Source organism: Nonomuraea sp. NPDC052634 (assembly GCF_040678535.1).
Classification (GTDB): domain Bacteria; phylum Actinomycetota; class Actinomycetes; order Streptosporangiales; family Streptosporangiaceae; genus Nonomuraea; species Nonomuraea fastidiosa.
The window spans coordinates 1,885,039-1,905,710 of the sequence record NZ_JBFATY010000001.1; the positions used below are offsets into that span (position 1 = coordinate 1,885,039).

Here is a 20,672-nt window from a genome sequence, read left to right on the forward strand (position 1 = left end):
GGTCATCCCCTGATTGCCTGTGCGTGCTCCTGAAGGGACCGTACGCCCACATCGCCGCGTACGATCGCCTGGATGCCCGCCGCCGCGGCGGCCAGCCCCGACACCGTGGTGATGCACGGGATGCCGCGCAGCACGGCGGCCGTGCGGATCTCGTAGCCGTCGAGGCGCGGCCCCGACTGCCCCGGGCTGCCGAACGGCGTGTTGACGATCAGGTCGACCTCGCCGTCGAGAATGGCCTGCACGCTTGTGGGCTCACCTCCGGGACCCGCTCCCTCGCTGTGCTTTCGCACGATCTTGGCATGGACGCCGTTGCGGCGCAGCACCTCGGCGGTCCCCTCGGTGGCCAGGATCTCGAACCCGAGATCCGCCAGCGCCTTCACAGGGAAGATCATCGCACGCTTGTCCCTGTTGGCCACGGATACGAAGGCGCGTCCCTTGGTCGGAAGTTCGCCGTAGGCCGCGGCCTGCGACTTGGCGAAGGCGATCCCGAAGAACTCGTCGATGCCCATGACCTCGCCGGTGGAGCGCATCTCCGGCCCAAGGACGGTGTCGACGCCCCGGAACCGGTTGAACGGCAGCACCGCCTCCTTGACCGCGATCGACGACTCCAGCGGCAGCGTGCCGCCGTCGCCGGTGGCGGGCAGCATGCCCTCGGCGCGCAGCTCGGCGATCGACGCGCCGAGCATCACCCGGGCCGCCGCCTTGGCCAGCGGCGTGGCCGTGGCCTTGGACACGAACGGCACGGTACGGCTGGCGCGCGGGTTGGCCTCCAGGACGTACAGGACGCCGGCCGACATGGCGTACTGGACGTTGAGCAGCCCGCGCACGCCGACGCCCTGGGCGATGGCCCTGGTGGCCTCCCTGATGGCGGTGATGTCGGCGCTGCCCAGCGTGATGGGCGGCAGCGCGCACGCCGAGTCGCCGGAGTGGATGCCGGCCTCCTCGATGTGCTCCATGACGCCGCCGAGGAACAGCTCCTCGCCGTCGTAGAGCGCGTCGACGTCGATCTCGATGGCCTCGTCGAGGAACTTGTCGATGAGCACCGGGTGACCGGCCCCGTCGGGCTGCTCCTGGGCCGCCATGTACGCGGTGAGCGTCTCCTCGTCGTACACGATGGCCATGCCGGCCCCGCCGAGCACGTAGGAGGGCCGCACGAGCACCGGGTAGCCGATCTCGGAGGCGATCTCCCGTGCCTCGGCGACGGTCAGCGCGGTGCCGTGCCTGGGCGCGGGCAGCCCGGCCTCGGCCAGCACCCGCCCGAACGCGCCGCGCTCCTCGGCCAGGTGGATCGACTCGGGCGAGGTGCCGACGACGGGCACGCCCGCGTCCTTGAGCGCCTGCGCGAGCCCGAGCGGCGTCTGCCCGCCGAGCTGCACGATGACGCCCGCGACCGGGCCTGTCTGCTGCTCGGCGTGCACGACCTCCAGGACGTCCTCCAGGGTGAGCGGCTCGAAGTAGAGCCGGTCGGAGGTGTCGTAGTCGGTCGAGACGGTCTCGGGGTTGCAGTTGACCATGACGGTCTCGAACCCGGCCCTGGACAGCTCGAACGAGGCGTGCACGCACGCGTAGTCGAACTCGATGCCCTGGCCGATGCGGTTGGGCCCGGAGCCGAGGATGATCACCTTCTGCCGCTCGCCGTACGGGACCTCGCTCTCCTCGTCGTAGGTCGAGTAGAGATAGGGGGTCTTGGCGGCGAACTCGGCGGCGCAGGTGTCGACCGTGTTGTAGACCGGCCGCAGCCCGAGCGCATGGCGCAGGTCGCGCACGCGGGCCTCGTCGATGCCGCGGATCTCGCCGATCTGCACGTCGCTGAACCCGTGGCGCTTGGCCCGCTCCAGCACCTCGGCGGTCAGCTCGGGCGCGGCGGCGACGGCCTCGGCCTCCTCGTGCAGCAGGAAGAGCTGGTCGATGAACCACGGGTCGATGCTGGTCGCCTCGTGCAGCTCCTCGGGCGTGGCGCCCGCCCTGATGGCCTGCTGCATCGTGCGCAGCCGCCCGTCGTGCGGCGTGCGGCAGGCGGCCAGCAGCTCGTCCTTGGGCCGCACCTCGCCCGCCCAGGTGAAGGAGGAGTCCTTCTTCTCCAGCGAGCGCAGCGCCTTCTGCAGCGCCTCGGGGAAAGAGCGGCCGATGGCCATGGCCTCGCCGACCGACTTCATATGAGTGGTGAGCGTCGGGTCGGCGCCGCGGAACTTCTCGAACGCGAAGCGCGGCACCTTCACCACGATGTAGTCGAGCGTCGGCTCGAAGGAGGCCGGGGTCTCCTTGGTGATGTCGTTGGGGATCTCGTCGAGCGTGTAGCCGATGGCCAGCTTGGCGGCGATCTTGGCGATCGGGAAACCGGTGGCCTTGGAGGCGAGCGCCGACGAGCGCGACACGCGCGGGTTCATCTCGATGACGATCATGCGGCCGGTGCGCGGATCGACCGCGAACTGGATGTTGCAGCCGCCGGTGTCCACGCCGACCTCGCGGATGACCGCGATGGCGACGTCGCGCATGTTCTGGTATTCGCGGTCGGTCAGGGTCAGCGCGGGCGCGACCGTGACGCTGTCGCCGGTGTGGACGCCCATCGGGTCGATGTTCTCGATGGAGCAGACGATGACGACGTTGTCGGCCTTGTCGCGCATGACCTCCAGCTCGTACTCCTTCCAGCCGAGGATGGACTCCTCCAGGAGCACCTCGGTGGTCGGAGACGCGTCGAGCCCGGCGCCTGCGATGCGGCGCAGGTCGGCCTCGTCGTAGGCGAAGCCGGAGCCGGCGCCGCCCATCGTGAACGAGGGCCGCACGACCAGCGGGTAGCCCAGCTCGGCGGCCGCGGCCAGGCACTCGTCCATGCTGTGGCAGATGGCCGACCTGGCCGACTCGGCGTTGAGCCCGTGCTCGCGGGCGACCTTGGCGACGATCTCCTTGAACCGCTCGCGGTTCTCGCCGGCCTGGATCGCCTCGAAGTCGGCGCCGATCAGCTCGACGCCGTACTTCTCCAGCACGCCCGACTCGTGCAGGGCCACGGCCGTGTTGAGCGCGGTCTGGCCGCCCAGCGTGGGCAGCAGCGCGTCGGGCCGCTCCTTGGCGATGATCTTCTCGACGTACTCGGGGGTGATCGGCTCGACGTACGTGGCGTCGGCGAACTCCGGGTCCGTCATGATCGTCGCGGGGTTGCTGTTGACCAGGATGACGCGGAACCCCTCGGCCCGCAGCACCCGGCACGCCTGGGTGCCGGAGTAGTCGAACTCGCACGCCTGGCCGATCACGATCGGCCCAGAGCCGATCACCAGGACCGACCTGATGTCCTCACGCTTGGGCACGGCTCATGACCTCGCAGAACTCGTCGAAAAGATAGGCAGCGTCGTGCGGGCCCGCGGCGGCCTCGGGGTGGTACTGGACGCTGAAGGCGCGTCCGTCGAGCAGGCGCAGCCCCTCCACGCAGCGGTCGTTGAGGTTGATGTGGCTGACCTCGGCCGGCCCGAACGGGGTCTCGAACGGCCCGTCGAGCGGCGCGTCGACCGCGAACCCGTGGTTGTGGGCGGAGATCTCGACCTTGCCGGTGCGCACGTCCTGGACCGGCTGGTTGACGCCGCGGTGGCCGTAGCGCAGCTTGTACGTCGACAGCCCGAGCGCCCTGCCGAAGAGCTGGTTGCCGAAGCAGATGCCGAAGAACGGCACCTTGGCCTGCAGCACCTGGCGCAGCGCGGTGACGTCGGCCGTGGCGGGGTCGCCCGGCCCGTTGGAGAAGAACACGCCGTCGGGGCGCACCGCCATGATCTGCTCGAAGGTGGCGTCGGCCGGCAGCACGTGCACCTCGCAGCCGCGCTCGGCCATGCGCCGCGGGGTCATGCCCTTGATGCCGAGGTCGACGGCCGCGACCGTGAAGCGCCTGGTCCCGATGGCCGGCACGACGTACGGCTCCTTCGTGGCGACCTCGCGCGCCAGGTCGGCGCCCTCCATGCCGGGCGAGCGCCTGACCCGCTCGACGAGCTCCTCGACCGGCGCGTCGGGGGCGCTGAAGATGCCGGCCCGCATGGCGCCGCGCTCGCGCAGGTGGCGGGTGAGCGCACGGGTGCCGGAGATGGCGATCCCGACCACGCCGTACTCCTTGAGGTAGTCGTCGAGCGAGCGGTTGGCCCGCCAGCTCGAGACGATCCTGGACGGCTCGCGCACGACGTAGCCGGCCACCCAGACGCGGCCCGACTCGGGGTCCTCGTCGTTGACGCCGGTGTTGCCGATGTGAGGGGCCGTCATGGCGACGATCTGCCGGTGGTAGGACGGGTCGGTCAAGGTCTCCTGGTAGCCGGTCATACCGGTGTTGAAGACCATCTCGCCGAACGTCTCGCCTTCGGCGCCGTACGGAGATCCGTGGAAGACGCGGCCGTCTTCCAGGACGAGCACCGCTGTGTTCAAACCAGCTTCCCTTCGAGTACGGTCGGCCTGCCGCGCAGGAACGTGGCCACCACGCGTCCGGGCAGCGTCATCCCCTCGTAGGGGGTGTTGCGGCTCTTGGACGCGAAGGCGGACGGGTCGACCTCCGTGCGCACGGACGGGTCGTACAGCGTGATGTTGGCCGGCTCGCCCACGGCGAGCGGCCGTCCCTGACCGGCCAGGCGGCCGATGCGGGCGGGCGCGATCGACATGCGCTCGGCCACACCCGCCCAGTCGAGCAGGCCCGTGTCGACCATGGCGGCCTGCACGACGCTGAGCGCGGTCTCCAGGCCGACCATGCCCATGGCCGCCGCGCTCCACTCGGTCTCCTTGTCCTCGACCGGGTGGGGCGCGTGGTCGGTGGCCACGATGTCGATGGTGCCGTCGGCCAGCGCGGCGCGCAGCGCCTCGACGTCGGCGCGGGTGCGCAGCGGCGGGTTGACCTTGTAGATGGGGTTGTAGGCGCCGACCGGCGAGTCCTCCACGAGGTCGTCGGTGAGCAGCAGGTGGTGGGGGGTCACCTCGGCGGTGACGTTCCAGCCCTTGGACTTGGCCCAGCGCAGGATCTCGACCGAGCCCGCGGTGGAGACGTGGCAGACGTGCAGCCGGGAGCCGACGTGGGCGGCCAGCAGGCAGTCGCGGGCGATGATCGCCTCTTCGGCGACGGCGGGCCAGCCGGTCAGGCCGAGCCTGCCGGAGACCTCGCCCTCGTTCATCTGCGCGCCGGCGGTGAGCCTGGGCTCCTGGGCGTGCTGGGCGACGACGCCGTCGAACGCCTTGACGTACTCCAGGGCGCGGCGCATGAGCACCGCGTCGTCGACGCAGTGGCCGTCGTCGGAGAAGACGCGGACGCGGGCCGCGGAGTCGGCCATCGCGCCCAGCTCGGCGAGCTGCTTGCCCTCCAGGCCGACGGTGACGGCGCCGACCGGGTGCACGTCGCAGTGGCCGAACTCGCGGCCGAGCCGCCAGACCTGCTCGACCACGCCGGCGGTGTCGGCGACGGGCGAGGTGTTGGCCATGGCGTGCACGGCGGTGTAGCCGCCCCTGGCGGCCGCCTGGGTGCCGGTCTGCACGGTCTCGGCGTCCTCGCGGCCGGGCTCGCGCAGGTGGGTGTGCAGGTCGACGAGGCCGGGCAGCGCGATGGCGCCGCCGCCGTCGACGACCTCGCCGTCCTTGAGACCGGTGCCGATCTCCGCGATCACGCCGTCGGCGATGCGGATGTCGGCGGGCTCGCCGCCCAGGATCCTGACGTTTCGAATGATCATGCGGTCTCTCCCCCGAGCAGCAGGTACAGGACGGCCATGCGGATGGTCACGCCGTTGGCGACCTGTTCGACGATCGTCGAGCGGGCCGAGTCGGCCACCTCGGCGGCGATCTCCATGCCCCGGTTCATCGGGCCGGGGTGCATGACGATCGCGTCGTCGGGCATCTTGGCGAAGCGGTCGCGGTCGAGGCCGTAGCGGCGGGAGTACTCGCGCTCGCTCGGGAAGTACGCGGCGTTCATCCGCTCCTTCTGCACCCGCAGCATCATCACCGCGTCGGACTTGGGCAGCACGGCGTCGAGGTCGTAGGAGACCTCGCACGGCCAGCTGCCGACCGAGACGGGCAGCAGCGTGGGCGGGGCGACGAGGGTGACCTCGGCGCCGAGGGTGTGCAGCAGCAGCACGTTGGAGCGGGCGACCCGGCTGTGCAGCACGTCGCCGACGATGGTGACCTTGCGGCCCTCGAGCCCGCCGAGGCGGCGGCGCATGGAGAAGGCGTCGAGCAGCGCCTGGGTGGGGTGCTCGTGGGTGCCGTCGCCGGCGTTGACGACGCTGCCGCGCACCCAGCCGGCCAGGCGGTGCGGCGCGCCCGATGCGCTGTGGCGGATGACGACCGCGTCGGCGCCCATGGCCTCCAGGGTCAGCGCGGTGTCCTTGAGCGACTCGCCCTTGGACACGCTGGAGCCCTTGGCCGAGAAGTTGATGACGTCGGCCGACAGCCGTTTGGCCGCCGCCTCGAAGGAGATGCGGGTGCGGGTGGAGTCCTCGAAGAAGAGGTTGACGACCGTGCGCCCGCGCAGCGTCGGCAGCTTCTTGATGGAACGTTCCGAGACTCTCGCCAGCTCCTCGGCGGTGTCGAGGATGAGGAGGGCGTCGTCCTTGGTCAGGTCTCCCGCGGAGATGAGGTGCCGCTTCACCGGGAACCCCCCTTCACGAGCAGCACGGCGTCCCGGCCGTCGGTCTCCTCGAGGTAGACCTTGACCTTCTCGCTCTTGGCGGTGGGGAGGTTCTTGCCGACGTAGTCGGCGCGGATGGGCAGCTCGCGGTGGCCGCGGTCGACCAGCGTGGCGAGCTGCACGGCCGTGGGGCGGCCGATGTCGTTGAGCGCGTCGAGCGCGGCGCGCACGGTGCGGCCGGAGTAGAGCACGTCGTCGACCAGCACGACGACCTTGCCGTCGATGCCGTCGGCGGGGACCTCGGTGTGCCCCAGCGGGCGCACGGGGCCGCGCCGCAGGTCGTCGCGGTGCATGGTGATGTCGATCGAGCCGACGGGGATCTTCAGGCCCTCGAAACGCTCGATGCGCTCGCCGAGCCTGCGGGCCAGCGTGACGCCGCGCGTGGGGATGCCGAGCAGGACGACGCCGTCGCCGCCCTTGGTGCGTTCGAGGATCTCGTGCGCGATCCGGGTCAGCGCCCGGTGGATGTCGGGGGCTTCGAGAACCGCCCGGGAGTCTCCCTTATGGCCGGGCTCCCTGGTATCGGGTTCTGCGGACATGGCGAAGCTCACCACCTTTCCCGCCTCACGGGACGGGTCTTAAAAGGGTGTTGGTCGGACACACAGTATCAGGGGCTACCAGCTACAACGTGCGCACCCTCCCGGGCGGCGCGATCTCCCTGATCAGGTAATTTCCCGGCCTCGCCGGTGTCGGAGCGGTCCGCGCGGGGCACAGGACCCGCGCGCGGCGGCGGGCGTACGGGCGTGAGGCCGGCCGCCGGAGGGGATGGATCGAAGATGACCTTTCATGTTGACAGCGAGGTCGGGCGCCTGCGGCAGGTCCTGCTGCACAAGCCCGACCTGGCGCTCAAACGGCTGACCCCCACCACCAAGGACGCCTTCCTCTTCGACGACGTGCTGTGGGTGCAGCGGGCCGTCGAGGAGCACGAGGAGTTCCAGCAGGTGCTCACCAGCCGCGGCATCCGCGTCCACCTGCTGTCGGACCTGCTCAGGGAGACCGTCGAGATTCCCGAGGCGCGCAAGCACATCCTCGACGCCGTGGTGGACGAGCGCTGGCTCGGCCCGGTCGCGATCGACGACGTGCGCAACACCCTCGACGGCATGGACCCGGCCACCCTGCAGGTCTATCTGACGGGCGGCATCACCAAGCGGGAGCTGGTCGAGCTGGGCTGCAACCCCAAGGCGCTGACCTTCCACACGCTGGCCGACGACGACTTCGTGCTGCCGCCGCTGCCCAATCACCTGTTCACCCGCGACACCTCCTGCTGGATCTACGACGGCGTGTCCATCAACGCGATGAAGAAGAAGGCGAGGATGCGGGAGACGGTCAACATGGAGGCCGTCTACATGTACCACCCGACGTTCGCCGACGGCTTCAACCGGCCCGAGCAGGGCGGCTACCACTGCTGGATGCCCGGCAGGGCGGTGGCGCCGGCCACCATCGAGGGCGGCGACGTGCTGGTCATCGGGCGGGGCGCGGTGCTGATCGGGATGAGCGAGCGCACCCAGCCGCAGGCGGTGGAGATGCTGGCGCAGCGGCTGTTCAGGGCCGGCTCGGCGAGCCGCATCGTGGCGCTCGACATGCCGAAGGCGCGGGCGTTCATGCATCTCGACACCGTGATGACGATGCTGGACGTGGGGGTGTTCACCAAGTACGCGGGCCTCGGCATGCTGCCGGCGTACACGATCGAGCCCGGGGAGACGTCCAAGGAGCTCAAGGTCACCGACCATCCCCCTGAGGACATGCACAAGGCGATCGCGCACGCGCTGGACCTGCCGGACATCACGGTCCTGACGGCCACCCAGGACGTCTACGCCGCCGAGCGGGAGCAGTGGGACGACGGCTGCAACGGGCTGGCGATCGAGCCCGGCGTGGTCGTGGCCTACGAGCGCAACGCCACCACCAACAACTACCTGCGCGACAACGGCATCGAGGTGATCACGATCAGGGGCAGCGAGCTCGGCAGGGGGCGCGGGGGGCCGCGGTGCATGAGCTGCCCGCTCGAGCGTGACGCCGTCTAGGGGAATCCGGGGGGACACCGACCGATGGCATTCGACCTGCGCAACCGCAGCTTCATCAAAGAGCTCGACTTCACACCGGGCGAGCTCGGCCACCTGGTGGAGCTGGCGGCCGAGCTGAAGGCCGAGCGACGCGCCGGCACCGAGCGGCCGCGGCTCACCGGCCGCGCCGTGGCGCTGGTCTTCGGCAAGACCTCGACGCGTACGCGCTGCGCCTTCGAGGTGGCGGCGTACGAGCAGGGCGCGCACACCACCTACCTGGGCCCCGGCGACTCGCAGCTCGGGCACAAGGAGTCGGTCGCCGACACCGCGCGGGTGCTGGGCCGGATGTACGACGGCATCGAGTATCGCGGCGGCGACCACGCCGACGTCGAGGAGCTGGCGGCGCTGGCCGGAGTGCCGGTGTGGAACGGGCTGAGCGACTCCTGGCATCCGACGCAGACGCTGGCCGACGTGCTGACCATGAAGGAGCACGCCGGCCGGCCGCTGCGCGAGGTGTCGTTCGCCTACCTGGGCGACGGGCGCAACAACATGGGGCACTCGCTGCTGGTGACGGGCGCGATGTTCGGCATGGACGTGCGGGTGGTCGCCCCCAAGGCGCTGTGGCCCGACGCCGGGCTCGCCGTGGGCCCGGCCGAGGAGCTGGCCGCGGCGACGGGCGCGCGGATCACGGTCACCGACGACGTGATCGAGGGCGTCAAGGGCGTGGACTTCCTCTACACCGACGTGTGGGTGTCGCTGGGCGAGCCCGCCGAGGTGTGGGACGAGCGGATCAAGCTGCTGCTGCCGTACCAGGTGAACGACGCCGTGGTGCGGGCGACGGGCAACCCGTCGGTGCGGTTCATGCACTGCCTGCCGGCCTTCCACGACCGGCGCACCAGGATCGGCAGGGAGATCTTCGACAGGACCGGACTCGACGCGCTGGAGGTGACCGGCGCCGTCTTCGACTCGCCCCGCTCGATCGTCTTCGACCAGGCCGAGAACCGGCTGCACGCGGTCAAGGCCGTCATGGTCGCGACGCTGGGGAGCCGCTGAGATGCGGGTCATCGTGGCGCTCGGCGGCAACGCGGTGCTGCGGCGCGACGAGCGTCCCGACGCCTCCACGCAGCTCGCCAACGTCCGCACCGCGGTCAGGACGCTGGCCGGGCTGGCCGGGCGGCACGAGCTGGTCATCACCCACGGCAACGGGCCGCAGGTGGGGATGCTGGCCGTGCAGAGCGCCTCCGACCCAGGGCTGAGCCGTCCTTATCCGTTCGACGCGCTGGGGGCGCAGACGCAGGGCCTGCTCGGCTACTGGATCCAGCAGGCGCTGCAGAACGCGCTGCCCGGCCGCCAGGTGCTCGCCATGGTGACGCAGACCCTGGTGTCGGCCGTCGATCCGGCGTTCGCGGCGCCCTCCAAGTTCGTCGGGCGGGCCTACGACCGCGAGGAGGCCGAGAAGCTGGCCGCCGAGCACGGCTGGACCGTCAAGCAGGACGGCGGGCAGTGGCGGCGCGTCGTGCCCTCACCCGCCCCGCAGCGCGTGGTGGAGACGCGGCTGATCCGGCGGATGATGGGCGAAGGCGTGATCGTGGTGTGCGCGGGCGGCGGCGGCATCCCCGTCGTGCGCGACGAGCGCGGCCGGCTGACCGGCGTCGAGGCGGTCGTCGACAAGGACCTGACGACCGCGCTGCTGGCCGAGGCGCTCGACTGCGACGCCTTTCTCGCGCTGACCGACGTGCCGCACGTCCTGCGCGGCTTCGGCACGCCGGCCGAGAGCCCGATCCGCCACACCACGCCCCACGAGCTGCGCGCGCTCGACTTCCCCGCCGGGTCCATGGGGCCGAAGGTCGAGGCGGTCTGCCGCTTCGTCGAGACGACCGGCGACATGGCCGCGATCGGCAGACTTGACCAGGCACAACGCATACTCGACGGCACGGCGGGAACGATCGTGACGCCCAACGGCAGGTGGCCGCTGACGAGCACGCTGTAGGGGGCGCGCGTGACACTGGCCCGACGGCTTCTGCGTACGAAGCCGACAGGTCGCATCGTGGCCGAGGGCGGTCACGGCGAGGGCGGCGAGCTGCGCCGCACGATGTCGCTGTGGCAGCTCACGCTGTTCAGCGTGGGCGCCACACTCGGCACGGGGATCTTCGTGATCCTCGGGCAGGCGGTGCCCAAGGCGGGGCCCGCGGTGGTGCTGTCGTTCGTGCTCGCGGCGGTCACGGCGCTGTTCTCCGCGCTGTCGTACGCCGAGCTGGCCGGGACGATCCCGGTGGCCGGCTCGTCCTACTCGTACGCGTACGCGACGCTGGGCGAGCTGGTGGCCTGGATCTGCGGCTGGTGCCTGATGCTGGAGTACGCGGTCTCCGTGGCGGCCGTGGCGGTCGGCTGGGGCGAGTACCTCAACGCGTTCCTGGACTCGGCGTTCGGGTTCGCGCTGCCCGACGCGATCACCCGCTCCCCCGGCCAGGACGGCGGTGTGGTGAACGTCACCGCCATCGTCATCGTGCTGCTGGCCACCTGGCTGCTGCTGTACGGCGCGTCCGAGAGCGCCACCGCCAACGCCGTCTTCGTGCTCATCAAGGTCGCGGTGCTGGCGTTCTTCTGCGCGGTGGCGTTCACCGCTTTCGACTCGGGCAACCTCGCGCCGTTCGCGCCCATGGGGCTGGCCGGCATCACGGCCGCGGCCTCGCAGGTGTTCTTCTCCTACATCGGCTTCGACGCCGCGTCCACCGCAGGTGAGGAGGCCAAGAACCCCAAGCGCGACCTGCCGCTCGCGATCCTGCTGTCACTGCTCATCGTGACCATCGTGTACGTGGCGGTGGCCCTGGCCGCGATCGGGGCGATGCCGTGGCAGGACTTCGACCCCGAGGGCACCGAGGCGAGCCTGTCGCACATCGCCGATCTGGCGTTGGGCGCCACCTGGCCGGGGCTGATCGTCTCGTTCGGCGCGGTCATCGCGATCGCCAGCGTCGTGCTGACCGTCATCTACGGCCAGACCCGCATCCTGTTCGCGATGTCGCGCGACGGCCTGATCCCGCGCGTCTTCCAGCGGGTGAACCCGCGCCGCCAGGTGCCGGTGCTCAACACGCTCATCGTGGCCGCGTTCATCTCCCTGCTGGCCGGGCTGGTGCCGCTCGGGCAGCTCGCCGAGGCGACCAGCATCGGCACGCTGTTCGCCTTCGCCATCGTCAACGTCGGCGTGCTCGTGCTCCGCTACCGCAGCCCCGAGCTGCCGCGCAGCTTCAAGACGCCGCTGTTCCCCGCCACGCCGGTGATCGGCGCGATCCTGTGCGTCGTCGTCATGGCGGGGCTGGCGGGCGTGACGTGGCTGGCCTTCGCGCTGTGGATGCTCGTCGGCCTGATCTGTTACTTCCTGTACGGCTATGGCCATTCGCGGCTGAATGCCGAGGTGTCCTGAATGAAGCTCGACGACGTGCTGGCCGGATACATGCCGGGTCCCCGCGGGAACGACGGGCTCGCGCTGGCCGTGCTGCTCAAGCGGCAGGCGCACGCCAGGCTGTCGGTCGCGTACGTGCGGCCGCCCGCGGTGACCACGCCGGGGCCCGCGCGGGCCGAGGAGAGCGCGTGGCTGGCGTACCTGCGCGAACAGGCCGACACCGCGCTCGCCCAGGCCCGCGAGCTGGCCGGCGAGGACGCCGACTACGTGGTGACCGCCCATCGCGGCAGCGGGCGCGGCCTGGTGGAGCTGGCGCGCAGGCGCGGCGCCGACGTCGTGGTGATCGGCCCGGCCCCGGGCGGCGGCAAGGGCCGCATCAGCCTGGGCAGCACCGCCGACCAGTTGCTGCACTCCTCCTCCGTCCCCGTCATGCTCGCGCCGCGCGGCTTCGCCGACGCGCCCCCTGCCGCCTTCGACCGGGTGACGCTCGCCTACCGGCGCGGCCCCGGCTGCGACCAGGCGGTCAAGGTCGCGGCCAGGACGGCGGCCACGCTGGACGTGCCGCTGCGCCTGGTCACGCTCGTGCTCAGCAGCGGCAGGCGGGCGAGGATCGAGGAAGAGATGCTCGTACGCCTGCGCGACCAGGCCGCGGCCGACCTGCGCGCGGCGGCGCGCGGCCAGCGGCGACGCTCCCCCGTGGAGGTCGAGGTGCTGGAGGGCCGCAACGTGGCGCAGGCGCTGGGCGCGGCCTCGTGGCTGCCCGGCGAGATGATCATATGCGCTTCCAGCGACACCGGGCCACTCAGAAGGGTCTTTCTCGGCGACACCTCAATCAAGATCCTCAAGGCCGCCACCCGTCCCGTCATGATCTTGACCAGGCAACCCTGACCTGGTGTCGATTCCTCGTCAAACTCTGACGAAGTACTGTTACCAGCGCGACATGAGGGGCGATTGTGGCGATCCCTACCGGACCGGATTCGGCATCTTTTTTCCAATCAGCTTGACCTCAGGCGCCCACCCCTTTACCGTCACTGTGCGTAACCACACCGCGCGGCGTTCTGGGGTAAACCCAGGGCCATGGCTACCGATGGTGCCGAGCCCGGCACCAGACCCCCCGGTGGCCCGGGCATACGCCGCAAGGGAGCACAATCTACTGAGAGCGATACATACGAGAGCCGGGGGGCCACACCATGCCGTCTGAGTACGCAAAGTCGCTGGGTGCACGACTCCGCGCCATCCGCACCCAGCAGGGCCTGTCCCTGCATGGAGTCGAAGAGAAGTCTCGTGGCCGGTGGAAAGCCGTCGTCGTGGGGTCGTACGAGCGTGGCGACCGCGCTGTGACCGTGCAGAAGCTTGCCGAGCTTGCCGACTTCTACGGGGTGCCCGTCTCCGAGCTGCTGCCGGGCGGTGCCGCCCCCAGCCCGCTCGGGCCGACGCCCAAGCTTGTGATCGACCTGGAGCGCCTCGCCACGCTGCCGAAGGAGAAGGCCGGCGCGCTCGCCCGCTACGCCGCCACCATCCAGAGCCAGCGCGGTGACTACAACGGCAAGGTGCTGTCGATCCGCCAGGAGGACCTGCGCTCCCTGGCGGTGATCTACGACAAGTCGCCGAGCGAGCTGACCGAGGAGCTCATCAGCTGGGGCGTTCTCGACGCCGAGGCCCGCAGGGCCGTCGAGTCGTTCTGAGCCCTCCGCGGTCCCCGGACCGGCGCCGGGGCCCGTACGGCTTCCGAGGCTGTCTCCCTCGGGCCTGACGGTCCCCGGTCTTATCGGCCGGGCATCGCGGGGGCACCGCTTGCGAGGTCACCCGCTCACTGAAGGCTCGCCGTCCCGCGGCGGGCCTTCAGCACGATCTGACGCGCCCAGAACGCCGCAGGGCTCGCGCACCCCAGGGATGGCGTTGAAGGGCTGGGCCGGCCGTGAACGCCCGCCAGCGCCCACGGAGGCCCGCGAAGGGCCGGTGTGACCGGTCACCGCCCACGCACCCGGCAAGACCCACAAGGAAAAACCGGCACCGGCGGACGAAGAGCCGGCGACCGCTCTTCGAGTGGACCGCCACCCCCTGACCGCCTGCACGACCAGGCCCAACTCGCGACGAACCCCGGCCGCCACCGCCCGCACCCGCCGGGCGACCGCCCGCCGCGCACAACGGCGACGTGCCGAGGTCACATGAAGAGGCGGGCGGGCTTCGCGGGGTGGAGAGCCGCAAACAGAGCGAGCCATGGCGGCCGAGCCGGCCTGGCAGCCGACCGTACAAGCCGAGCAAGCTCCTCCCCATGCGCCTCGCCTGCGGCGAAAAGGATCCGTCTCCGGCGTGGAAGGCGGAAGAAGACACCGCAACGGCAAGAACGTCCCTACGGCGCGCCATCCGATCCGGTCGCCGCGACGGCAGGAACTCGCTCTACGCCGCGCCGTCCGCCCAAGTCGCCGCAGGACAGACGCGCATCGTCGTCGGCGAGGTGACGTCGGCTTCCCCGTGACAGAAGCCCGTAGCCCGTCCGCCGTAGCAGGGCCGGCCGGGGCTGCCGCAGTGCAACCAGCCCGAAGATCCGGGCGGAAATCCCCGCTCGGAGGAACCATCATCGGCGCGAGGCGCCGTCAGATGCCCTAGACGGCGAAACCCGCCGCAATACTCCTCCGGACAGGCCGCCCGCACCACAGAAGAGCACGTCGTTGGCGGTGGAGCAACGTCGAGGCTCCTGCGACGGAATCCCATGCCCGCATTGAGGCCGGCGGGGCTGCCGCAGCGCAACTGAACTGGAACTGCCGTAGCGCGACCGAACCCGGGCCACCGTGGCTACAGTAACTTGTCCGGCGACCCGTTCGCCTTCGCGGGAGTGCGCCGGGGCTGCCGCTGCGCCGACGGACCAGGTACGCCGTGGGCGGGGGAAGTTCGTCTCCCGTGGCGCGGTTAGGTCGGCCGCCGTGGCGGGATGACATCAGTCCGGCCCGGGTGGGAGGGGCCGGTGAGGAGGGGTCAGCCCGCCAGTGGGACGTCCACTGGCAATTGGGGCTGGCCCGGTACGCCGAGCAGGTCTTCGACCGTGCAGACGAAGGTCTCGGCCTCGGCGAGGATCTCGTCGGCGTCGGCCTGGCTGACCCGCCGCACCATGCCCGCCTCGGCGGCGGCGCGCTTGGCGGCGGTCGTCGTGAAGTAGGCGGCCCACTCGGCCAGCTCGGGCTCGACCTCGGGAAGCTGCTCCCACGCGCTGCGCAGGCGCCGCCTGCGGCCCTCCATGGGCCGGGGATGGGCGGCCAGGATCGCCGCCGCCGCGCGCAGCGCCGCCAGGTGGGCGGCGACGTAGCGCGATGCCGGGGTGCGAGCGGCGCTCGCCTCCGCCAGGCAGGAACGGGAATCGGTCAGGTGTGCCCGAACCGCAGGCGACAGCCGGGGCCCGGGCGTTTCTCTAGGCCGTGGTGCCATCTTGCGCGCCTCCTTTGGAGTCGTGGGCGGCGCCGGCGTCTCCGCCGGTGGTGACAACAATCGCAGACGCCACCGACATTTCCGCCGGGCCGGCCGGACGAGGAGCTTCCCCTCTCCCCGTCCGGCCAGGACACGCCCACTCGCCTCCGCCGACGACGAGGACGTGCCCTTCGCCCAGGGAGCCTGGCCGCGGGGGGCTCGCTGGGGTAGCGACGTCCGCGACCAGGCCCGTGTGACGTTGAGCCGCGAGCCTCACCGTCACTAGGTCGAACATAATTTCGATCACGCCACGTTGTCAACCGGTTCGCGAACAAAGGTTCGATGACCTTGAAGTGACGGATGCGTACCCGCACGAAGACGTGGAGGGCGCGTACCCGCTCGAAAACGCGCGTCCGCAGGAAAAAGCCGCCGCCGTGGTGACGGCGGCGGTGTGGTGGTGTCGACGTGACGGCGATGACGGCGTCACGGCCGCGGCGCGCGGCGCCCGAGGCTGTGAGGACCCCGGAGCGGTCAAGTTCCCTGTGGCACGCGCTCCGAGGAGCAGCACCCGTGCGACACGCGCGCCAGGCGACTGGCCACCCCGGCGACACCCGAGCCAAGAACAAGCCTCATCCCCGCCCGGCGCGCACTCTCCGGACCAGCCCCGCACGTCACGCACGCCAAGCGACCGGCCGCGTCCAGCGCGGCGCACATGCGAACGTGGCGCCGCAGCCGGTCGGGCCGTCAGGGCGGAGCGGGAAGGTCCGTGCAACGGCAGGCCCGTGAAGCGGCGCTGCGCCAGCGTCCACGCCCGCGTAGCGGCGCCCGCGCCCGCTCACACGGCGTCCAACCGACCCACGGCCCGCTCACACGGCATCCAACCGACCCACGGCCCCCTCCCGCGGCGTCCAACCGATCCACGGCCCCCTCCCGCGGCGTCCAATCGATCCGCGTCCGCCCAGCGGTGCCCGACCGATGATCCGCGCCCACGAGAGCGGCAACCGAGATCCGCGCCTTCGCATAGCGGCGCCGAGCCGACATCCGGGGCCCGCCCGGGGCCTCACTCGATCGAGATGGCTCCCGATGGGCACAGGGTCACCGCGCGCCGCACGGCGTCCTCCAGATCCGCAGGCGGCACATCCTGCAACAGCACGACCGTGCCTTCGTCCTCGCTCTGGTCGAAGATCTTGGGCACCGTCAGCGCGCACATGCCCGCCCCGATGCACACCGATTCGTCTGCCTTGATTTTCATGGTGACCTACCAAGTGACAGGGAGGCGGTGCACTCCATAGATCGACATGTTCGAGCGCATCGGCACCTCCTCGGGTGTTACCGCCAAGCGTAGGCCAGGCAGCCGCCGCAGCAGCGCAGGGTAGGCGATGCGCATCTCCGTACGGGCGAGCTGCTGACCGAGGCACTGGTGGATGCCGTGGCCGAAGGTCAGGTGGCCGCCGGCGGGCCGGGTGAGGTCGAGGTGCTCGCCGTCGGGGAAGCGCGCGGGGTCGCGGTTGGCGGCGGGCAGGTGGAGGGTGACGGCCTCGCCCGCCTTGATCGTGACGCCCTCGATCTCGACGTCCTGGGTCGCCGCGCGGACCGGGCCGAGGTGGATGATCGTCAGGTAGCGCAGCAGTTCCTCGACGGCGTTCTCGGCCAGCGAGGGGTCGTCGCGCAGGAGGGCGAGCTGTTCGGGGTTGGTGAGCAGCGCGTACGTGCCCAGCCCGAGCATGTTGGCGGTCGTCTCGTGCCCGGCGACGAGCAGCAGCACGCCGACCCCGGTGAGCTCCTCGTCGTTCAGCTCCCCGCTTTGGACCAGCCCGCTGAGCAGGTCGTCGGCCGGCTGCTCGCGCTTGCGCTGGATGAGCTCCATCAGGTACGCCCAGATCCGCCCCAGCGCCGCCACCGCGTCGTCGGCCCCGGCGTCGAGGTCGAAGAGCGTCCTGGACTCCCTCTGGAACGTCTCCCTGTCCTCGTACGGCACCCCGAGCAGCTCGCAGATCACCAGTGACGGGATCGGCAGCGCGAACTCCTCCACCAGGTCCACCGGCCCGCCCTTGGCCTCCATGGCGTCGATGCAGTCGTTGGTGATCTCGGTGATGCGCGGTTCGAGCATCTTCATCCGCCGCACGGTGAACTGCCCGGTCAGCAGCTTGCGGTAGCGGGTGTGCTCGGGTGCGTCCGTGCGCAGGAAGAACCCCGGCGGCAGCTTGAAGTCGCGTTGAGCGAGTTCCAGCCGGGTGGAGGCGATCGGCGGGTGTTGCGTCTCCGGGCGGTTGCTGAAGTGCGGGTGGGCGAGCACGGCGCGGGCGGCGGCGTAGCCGGTGACGAGCCAGCCCAGGTGGCCGTCGGCGTACTTCATGCGGTGGATCGCCCCGTGCCGGCGCAGGCCGGCGACCTCGTCCGGTGGGTCGAGCGGACGCTGGCGGGTCATGGACAAGGTCAGCGCGGACGTCTCGGTCATGGTCGGCTCCTTTCCTTCGCTCCCCTCCAGAAAACCTCAACGAGTGCAAAAATGCAACGAGTGAAAAGAATAATCCGGTGCACTATAGTTCGGCCATGGTCGAAGGTCTGCGCGAGCGCAAGAAGCAGCGCACCCGCCAGGCGCTGATCCAGGCGGCGCTGCGGTTGTTCGAAGAGAAGGGGTACGAGGAGACGACGCTTGCGGAGATCGCCGCGGAGGCCGAGGTGTCCACGCGCACGTTCTTCAGCTACTTCGCCAGTAAGGAGGACGTGCTCTTCTTCGACTCCCAGCAGCGGCTCGACAGGGCGATGACGCGGCTGGCGGCCAAAACGCCCGACCAGACGGTGGCCGACCTGCTGCGGCAGTTCCTCGAGGACAGCATCGAGCAGGTCATCACCGGCACCGGCACGTACGACGCCGCGGCGCTGCGGGCGCGGCTGGTGCTGACCGTGCCGTCGCTGCAGGCGCGGGCGCTGCACCTGCTGCTCGACAGCCAGCTCACCCTGGCCAAGGCGCTGCACGAGGCGTTCCCCGACCGGCTGAGCCTGCAGGACGCGGGCACCGCCGTCGGCGCGCTGATCGGCGCGATCATGGTGACGGTGATGACGAGCGTCGACGAGGGCAAGCCGATCGACGAGATCATCGCGGCCGTACGCAGGGCAGGGGATGTCACGATCGCCGGGCTGGGCTCGCTCGGCTAGCGCGATCCGGTGAGAAGCTGTCTCCCGGAGGCCCGGACCGACGAGCGGGAAGGAGAGCGCATGGCGGGCAGGGGACGACCGGCCGGTCTCGTGCTGCTGGCCCTGGGTCCCGTGCTGGCGGCGGCGTACGCGGGCGCCGGCTACCTGGGCGTCCGCGCGGCGGTGCGAGCGCAGATCGCCGACCCCGAGTGGGAGGGCGGCAGGATCGACGCCTCGGGCATGACGACGATGGGCGCCGACGCGTGGCGGATCATCTTGCTGACGGCGCTCTTCGCCGGTCTGGTGGCGCTCGCCTATCTGGTCATCGGCCTGCTGTTACGCCGCCCGGGACGGGGCCGCACGGCGCTGCTGGTGGTCTCGGGCCTGTTGATCCTGCCGTACACGCTGGCGTTCGCCATCGCGCTGCTCAACCCGGCGAGGGCGCTCGCCGCGCTGACCGACCAGTCCGGCTTCGTGTCGGGGCTGCCCGATTGGCAGTCGTACGCGGCGTATTTGATCCTCATCGGCGGCGTGGCGCAGGCCGTCGGGATGGTCATGGCCGCCACCGACGGCAGGCGCGCGGCGGCGGCGCACAAGGCCCGTGAGGCTCAGCAGGCCCCGGAGAGCTCGCCGAGTCCCCCGGGTCCGGAGAGCCCGCCGAGCCTGCGGCAGCCCGGCGGGCCCGGCATGGGCTCCTAGCGGCGGAACTTGCCCCTGACGTGCACCGGCACGCCTTTGCCGAGCAGGCCGGGCAGCTCCTCCGCGACGTTCATGGGCATGCGCACGCACCCGTGCGAGGCCGGATAGAGCGGTACCGACAGCGCGCCGTGGAAGGCGATGCCGCCGTTGAAGAAGATCGGGTTGTACAGCTGGCCCAGGTACGACCTGTGCCACCCGCCGACCCGCCACGTCGTGCGGTAGTCACCGGTGGGAGTGGCCGCCGAGCCGCAGAAGCGCTGCTTCCTGCCCTGCCAGGTGGCGGTCTCGCAGTAGGGGATGCCGCTGCCCGACGAGATGTGGCTGATCAGCTTGAGCCGGCCGCGCACGTACAGGGTCATCACCTGCCTGGTCAGGTCGACCTCGGCGCGGGTCGGCCGGCCGTTCGGCACCAGCACGCGCGGCGCTCTCGGCCTCTCCAGCGCCTCCCAGGTGCGGCGGGCGATGGTGCTGGTCGGCTTGATCCCGTTGACCTTCTGGAACGCCCATACGGCGGCCAGCGTCGTGGTGCCGTACTGGCCGTCCACCTTGCCGGGCCGGTAGCCGAGCTCGATCAGCCGCTTCTGCAGCCACTTGACCGCCGATCCCTTGGCGCCCAGCCGCAGCGTCTTGCGCGGCGCCACCACCGCGGGCTCGGCCGCGGGCGCGTTCTTCCCCGCCGCGGGCGGCGCGACGGAGGCCGCGAGGCTGCTCGGGGGCGGGGCGGCCGTACGTAATGCGCTCTGCGTTCCGCAACCCGAGACGGCGACCGCGCCGGCCGTCAGGAGGGCAGCCACCCCGGGCAGCCGTGGAAACCCCACAGGTACCACCTCTCACAATCCGTACAGAACAGATCACGGGACCATACACCAGTCACCATGAATCGGTAATCGGGCGGCCATTCTGTTTAGAGTGTCCCCATGTCTGAGAAGTTGCCGTTGCCGTCGAACGCCGTCATCGTCGAGTCAGCGCTACGCGAGCTGGGCGCGACCGGCGAGATCGTGGTCCTGCCGGAGAAGGCCCCCACGGCCGCCACTGCCGCGGCCCAGCTGGGCTGCGAGGTGGGCGCCATCGCCAACAGCCTGATCTTCGACGCCGACGGCACTCCCCTGCTCGTCCTGACCAGCGGCGCACACCGGGTCGACACCGAGCTGATCGCCCGTACGGCGGGCGTCCAGCGGGTGCGCAGGGCCACGCCGGAGTTCGTCAGGGCGGCGACCGGCCAGCCGATCGGCGGCGTGGCTCCGGTGGGGCATCCGTCTCCGGTGCGCACGCTGGTGGACAACTGGCTGAGCAAGCACGAGGTGGTGTGGGCGGCCGCGGGGCATCCGCACACGGTGTTCCCGACGACGTTCGACGAGCTGGTGCGGATCACCGAGGGCACACCGGTGGACGTCGAGTAGTG

18 protein-coding genes are annotated in these 20,672 nt (G+C 70.9%); 9 read left to right on the top strand and 9 right to left on the bottom strand.

The genetic code is table 11. The features are described 5' to 3' along the window. Positions 1 to 2: 2 nt before the first annotated feature. The 5 genes from carB to pyrR are packed head-to-tail and all read right to left on the bottom strand — an operon-like array spanning position 3 to position 7,170. Positions 3 to 3,302 (bottom strand): carbamoyl-phosphate synthase large subunit, encoded by a 3,300-nt coding sequence (gene carB / locus AB0K67_RS08455; RefSeq protein WP_364054964.1) that lies wholly within the window; start codon positions 3,300 to 3,302, stop codon positions 3 to 5. Beyond that, positions 3,289 to 4,395: a glutamine-hydrolyzing carbamoyl-phosphate synthase small subunit gene (gene carA, locus AB0K67_RS08460; RefSeq protein ID WP_364054967.1), complete on the bottom strand. Its 1,107-nt coding sequence runs from the start codon at positions 4,393 to 4,395 to the stop codon at positions 3,289 to 3,291. The genes carB and carA overlap by 14 nt, the downstream gene beginning before the upstream one ends. Then, positions 4,392 to 5,678: a dihydroorotase gene (locus tag AB0K67_RS08465; protein ID WP_364054970.1), complete on the bottom strand. Its 1,287-nt coding sequence runs from the start codon at positions 5,676 to 5,678 to the stop codon at positions 4,392 to 4,394. Before AB0K67_RS08465 ends, carA begins: the two co-directional genes overlap by 4 nt. Further along, complete coding sequence (locus AB0K67_RS08470) at positions 5,675 to 6,592, bottom strand: aspartate carbamoyltransferase catalytic subunit (protein WP_364054973.1); 918 nt, start codon at positions 6,590 to 6,592, stop codon at positions 5,675 to 5,677. The genes AB0K67_RS08465 and AB0K67_RS08470 overlap by 4 nt, the downstream gene beginning before the upstream one ends. Beyond that, on the bottom strand, positions 6,589 to 7,170 hold the full coding sequence (gene pyrR, locus AB0K67_RS08475) for a bifunctional pyr operon transcriptional regulator/uracil phosphoribosyltransferase PyrR (RefSeq protein ID WP_364054976.1): 582 nt from the start codon (positions 7,168 to 7,170) through the stop codon (positions 6,589 to 6,591). The genes AB0K67_RS08470 and pyrR overlap by 4 nt, the downstream gene beginning before the upstream one ends. A gap of 237 nt (positions 7,171 to 7,407) precedes the next feature. On the opposite strand from pyrR, the gene AB0K67_RS08480 reads away from it, so the two are divergent. The 6 genes from AB0K67_RS08480 to AB0K67_RS08505 all read left to right on the top strand — a co-directional run bounded on the left by AB0K67_RS08480 (position 7,408) and on the right by AB0K67_RS08505 (position 13,716). Next, positions 7,408 to 8,652: an arginine deiminase gene (locus tag AB0K67_RS08480; RefSeq protein ID WP_364054979.1), complete on the top strand. Its 1,245-nt coding sequence runs from the start codon at positions 7,408 to 7,410 to the stop codon at positions 8,650 to 8,652. Positions 8,653 to 8,676: 24 nt separating this feature from the next. Continuing rightward, positions 8,677 to 9,684 carry an ornithine carbamoyltransferase gene (gene argF / locus AB0K67_RS08485; RefSeq protein ID WP_364054982.1) on the top strand — a complete coding sequence of 336 codons (1,008 nt, stop codon included), beginning with the start codon at positions 8,677 to 8,679 and terminating at the stop codon, positions 9,682 to 9,684. Between the two features lies 1 nt (position 9,685). Continuing rightward, entirely contained in the window at positions 9,686 to 10,621 is a 936-nt protein-coding gene (locus tag AB0K67_RS08490) for a carbamate kinase (RefSeq protein ID WP_364054985.1), read from the top strand. 9 nt (positions 10,622 to 10,630) lie between these two features. Continuing rightward, complete coding sequence (locus AB0K67_RS08495; RefSeq protein ID WP_364054988.1) at positions 10,631 to 12,052, top strand: amino acid permease; 1,422 nt, start codon at positions 10,631 to 10,633, stop codon at positions 12,050 to 12,052. After that, positions 12,053 to 12,919 carry a universal stress protein gene (locus AB0K67_RS08500; RefSeq protein ID WP_364054991.1) on the top strand — a complete coding sequence of 289 codons (867 nt, stop codon included), beginning with the start codon at positions 12,053 to 12,055 and terminating at the stop codon, positions 12,917 to 12,919. A 302-nt stretch (positions 12,920 to 13,221) separates the two neighbouring features. Then, on the top strand, positions 13,222 to 13,716 hold the full coding sequence (locus AB0K67_RS08505) for a transcriptional regulator (protein ID WP_026214021.1): 495 nt from the start codon (positions 13,222 to 13,224) through the stop codon (positions 13,714 to 13,716). Between the two features lie 1,291 nt (positions 13,717 to 15,007). On the opposite strand, the gene AB0K67_RS08510 is transcribed toward AB0K67_RS08505, so the two are convergent. The 3 genes from AB0K67_RS08510 to AB0K67_RS08520 form a co-directional block, all read right to left on the bottom strand. Further along, positions 15,008 to 15,454, bottom strand: coding sequence for an SAV_6107 family HEPN domain-containing protein (locus AB0K67_RS08510; RefSeq protein ID WP_364054994.1), 447 nt, complete (start codon positions 15,452 to 15,454; stop codon positions 15,008 to 15,010). Positions 15,455 to 16,493: 1,039 nt separating this feature from the next. Further along, a complete protein-coding gene (locus AB0K67_RS08515; protein ID WP_364054997.1) occupies positions 16,494 to 16,685 on the bottom strand; it encodes a ferredoxin in 192 nt (63 codons plus the stop codon). A gap of 6 nt (positions 16,686 to 16,691) precedes the next feature. Beyond that, on the bottom strand, positions 16,692 to 17,891 hold the full coding sequence (locus tag AB0K67_RS08520) for a cytochrome P450 (protein ID WP_364055000.1): 1,200 nt from the start codon (positions 17,889 to 17,891) through the stop codon (positions 16,692 to 16,694). A 95-nt stretch (positions 17,892 to 17,986) separates the two neighbouring features. Here AB0K67_RS08520 and AB0K67_RS08525 point away from each other — a divergent pair, with 95 nt between their 5' ends. Continuing rightward, a complete protein-coding gene (locus AB0K67_RS08525) occupies positions 17,987 to 18,592 on the top strand; it encodes a TetR family transcriptional regulator (protein WP_364055003.1) in 606 nt (201 codons plus the stop codon). Between the two features lie 60 nt (positions 18,593 to 18,652). Beyond that, positions 18,653 to 19,270, top strand: a complete 618-nt coding sequence (locus AB0K67_RS08530) for a hypothetical protein (protein ID WP_364055006.1) — start codon at positions 18,653 to 18,655, stop codon at positions 19,268 to 19,270. Here the strand turns inward: AB0K67_RS08530 and AB0K67_RS08535 are convergent. Then, positions 19,267 to 20,088, bottom strand: a complete 822-nt coding sequence (locus tag AB0K67_RS08535; protein WP_364055009.1) for a L,D-transpeptidase family protein — start codon at positions 20,086 to 20,088, stop codon at positions 19,267 to 19,269. The genes AB0K67_RS08530 and AB0K67_RS08535 overlap by 4 nt on opposite strands. Positions 20,089 to 20,187: 99 nt before the next feature. Here AB0K67_RS08535 and AB0K67_RS08540 point away from each other — a divergent pair, with 99 nt between their 5' ends. Next, a complete protein-coding gene (locus tag AB0K67_RS08540; RefSeq protein ID WP_364055012.1) occupies positions 20,188 to 20,670 on the top strand; it encodes a YbaK/EbsC family protein in 483 nt (160 codons plus the stop codon). The last annotated feature ends 2 nt before the right edge of the window (positions 20,671 to 20,672 follow it).

Coding starts and splice junctions, on each gene's coding strand:
- AB0K67_RS08480 (WP_364054979.1), top strand. CDS start 7,408: ATGACCTTTCATGTTGACAGCGAGGTCGGGCGCCTGCGGCAGGTCCTG.
- AB0K67_RS08530 (WP_364055006.1), top strand. CDS start 18,653: ATGGCGGGCAGGGGACGACCGGCCGGTCTCGTGCTGCTGGCCCTGGGT.
- AB0K67_RS08540 (WP_364055012.1), top strand. CDS start 20,188: ATGTCTGAGAAGTTGCCGTTGCCGTCGAACGCCGTCATCGTCGAGTCA.
- argF (WP_364054982.1), top strand. CDS start 8,677: ATGGCATTCGACCTGCGCAACCGCAGCTTCATCAAAGAGCTCGACTTC.
- AB0K67_RS08520 (WP_364055000.1), bottom strand. CDS start 17,891: ATGACCGAGACGTCCGCGCTGACCTTGTCCATGACCCGCCAGCGTCCG.
- AB0K67_RS08490 (WP_364054985.1), top strand. CDS start 9,686: ATGCGGGTCATCGTGGCGCTCGGCGGCAACGCGGTGCTGCGGCGCGAC.
- AB0K67_RS08500 (WP_364054991.1), top strand. CDS start 12,053: ATGAAGCTCGACGACGTGCTGGCCGGATACATGCCGGGTCCCCGCGGG.
- AB0K67_RS08505 (WP_026214021.1), top strand. CDS start 13,222: ATGCCGTCTGAGTACGCAAAGTCGCTGGGTGCACGACTCCGCGCCATC.
- AB0K67_RS08515 (WP_364054997.1), bottom strand. CDS start 16,685: ATGAAAATCAAGGCAGACGAATCGGTGTGCATCGGGGCGGGCATGTGC.
- AB0K67_RS08465 (WP_364054970.1), bottom strand. CDS start 5,678: ATGATCATTCGAAACGTCAGGATCCTGGGCGGCGAGCCCGCCGACATC.
- pyrR (WP_364054976.1), bottom strand. CDS start 7,170: ATGTCCGCAGAACCCGATACCAGGGAGCCCGGCCATAAGGGAGACTCC.
- AB0K67_RS08510 (WP_364054994.1), bottom strand. CDS start 15,454: ATGGCACCACGGCCTAGAGAAACGCCCGGGCCCCGGCTGTCGCCTGCG.
- AB0K67_RS08525 (WP_364055003.1), top strand. CDS start 17,987: ATGGTCGAAGGTCTGCGCGAGCGCAAGAAGCAGCGCACCCGCCAGGCG.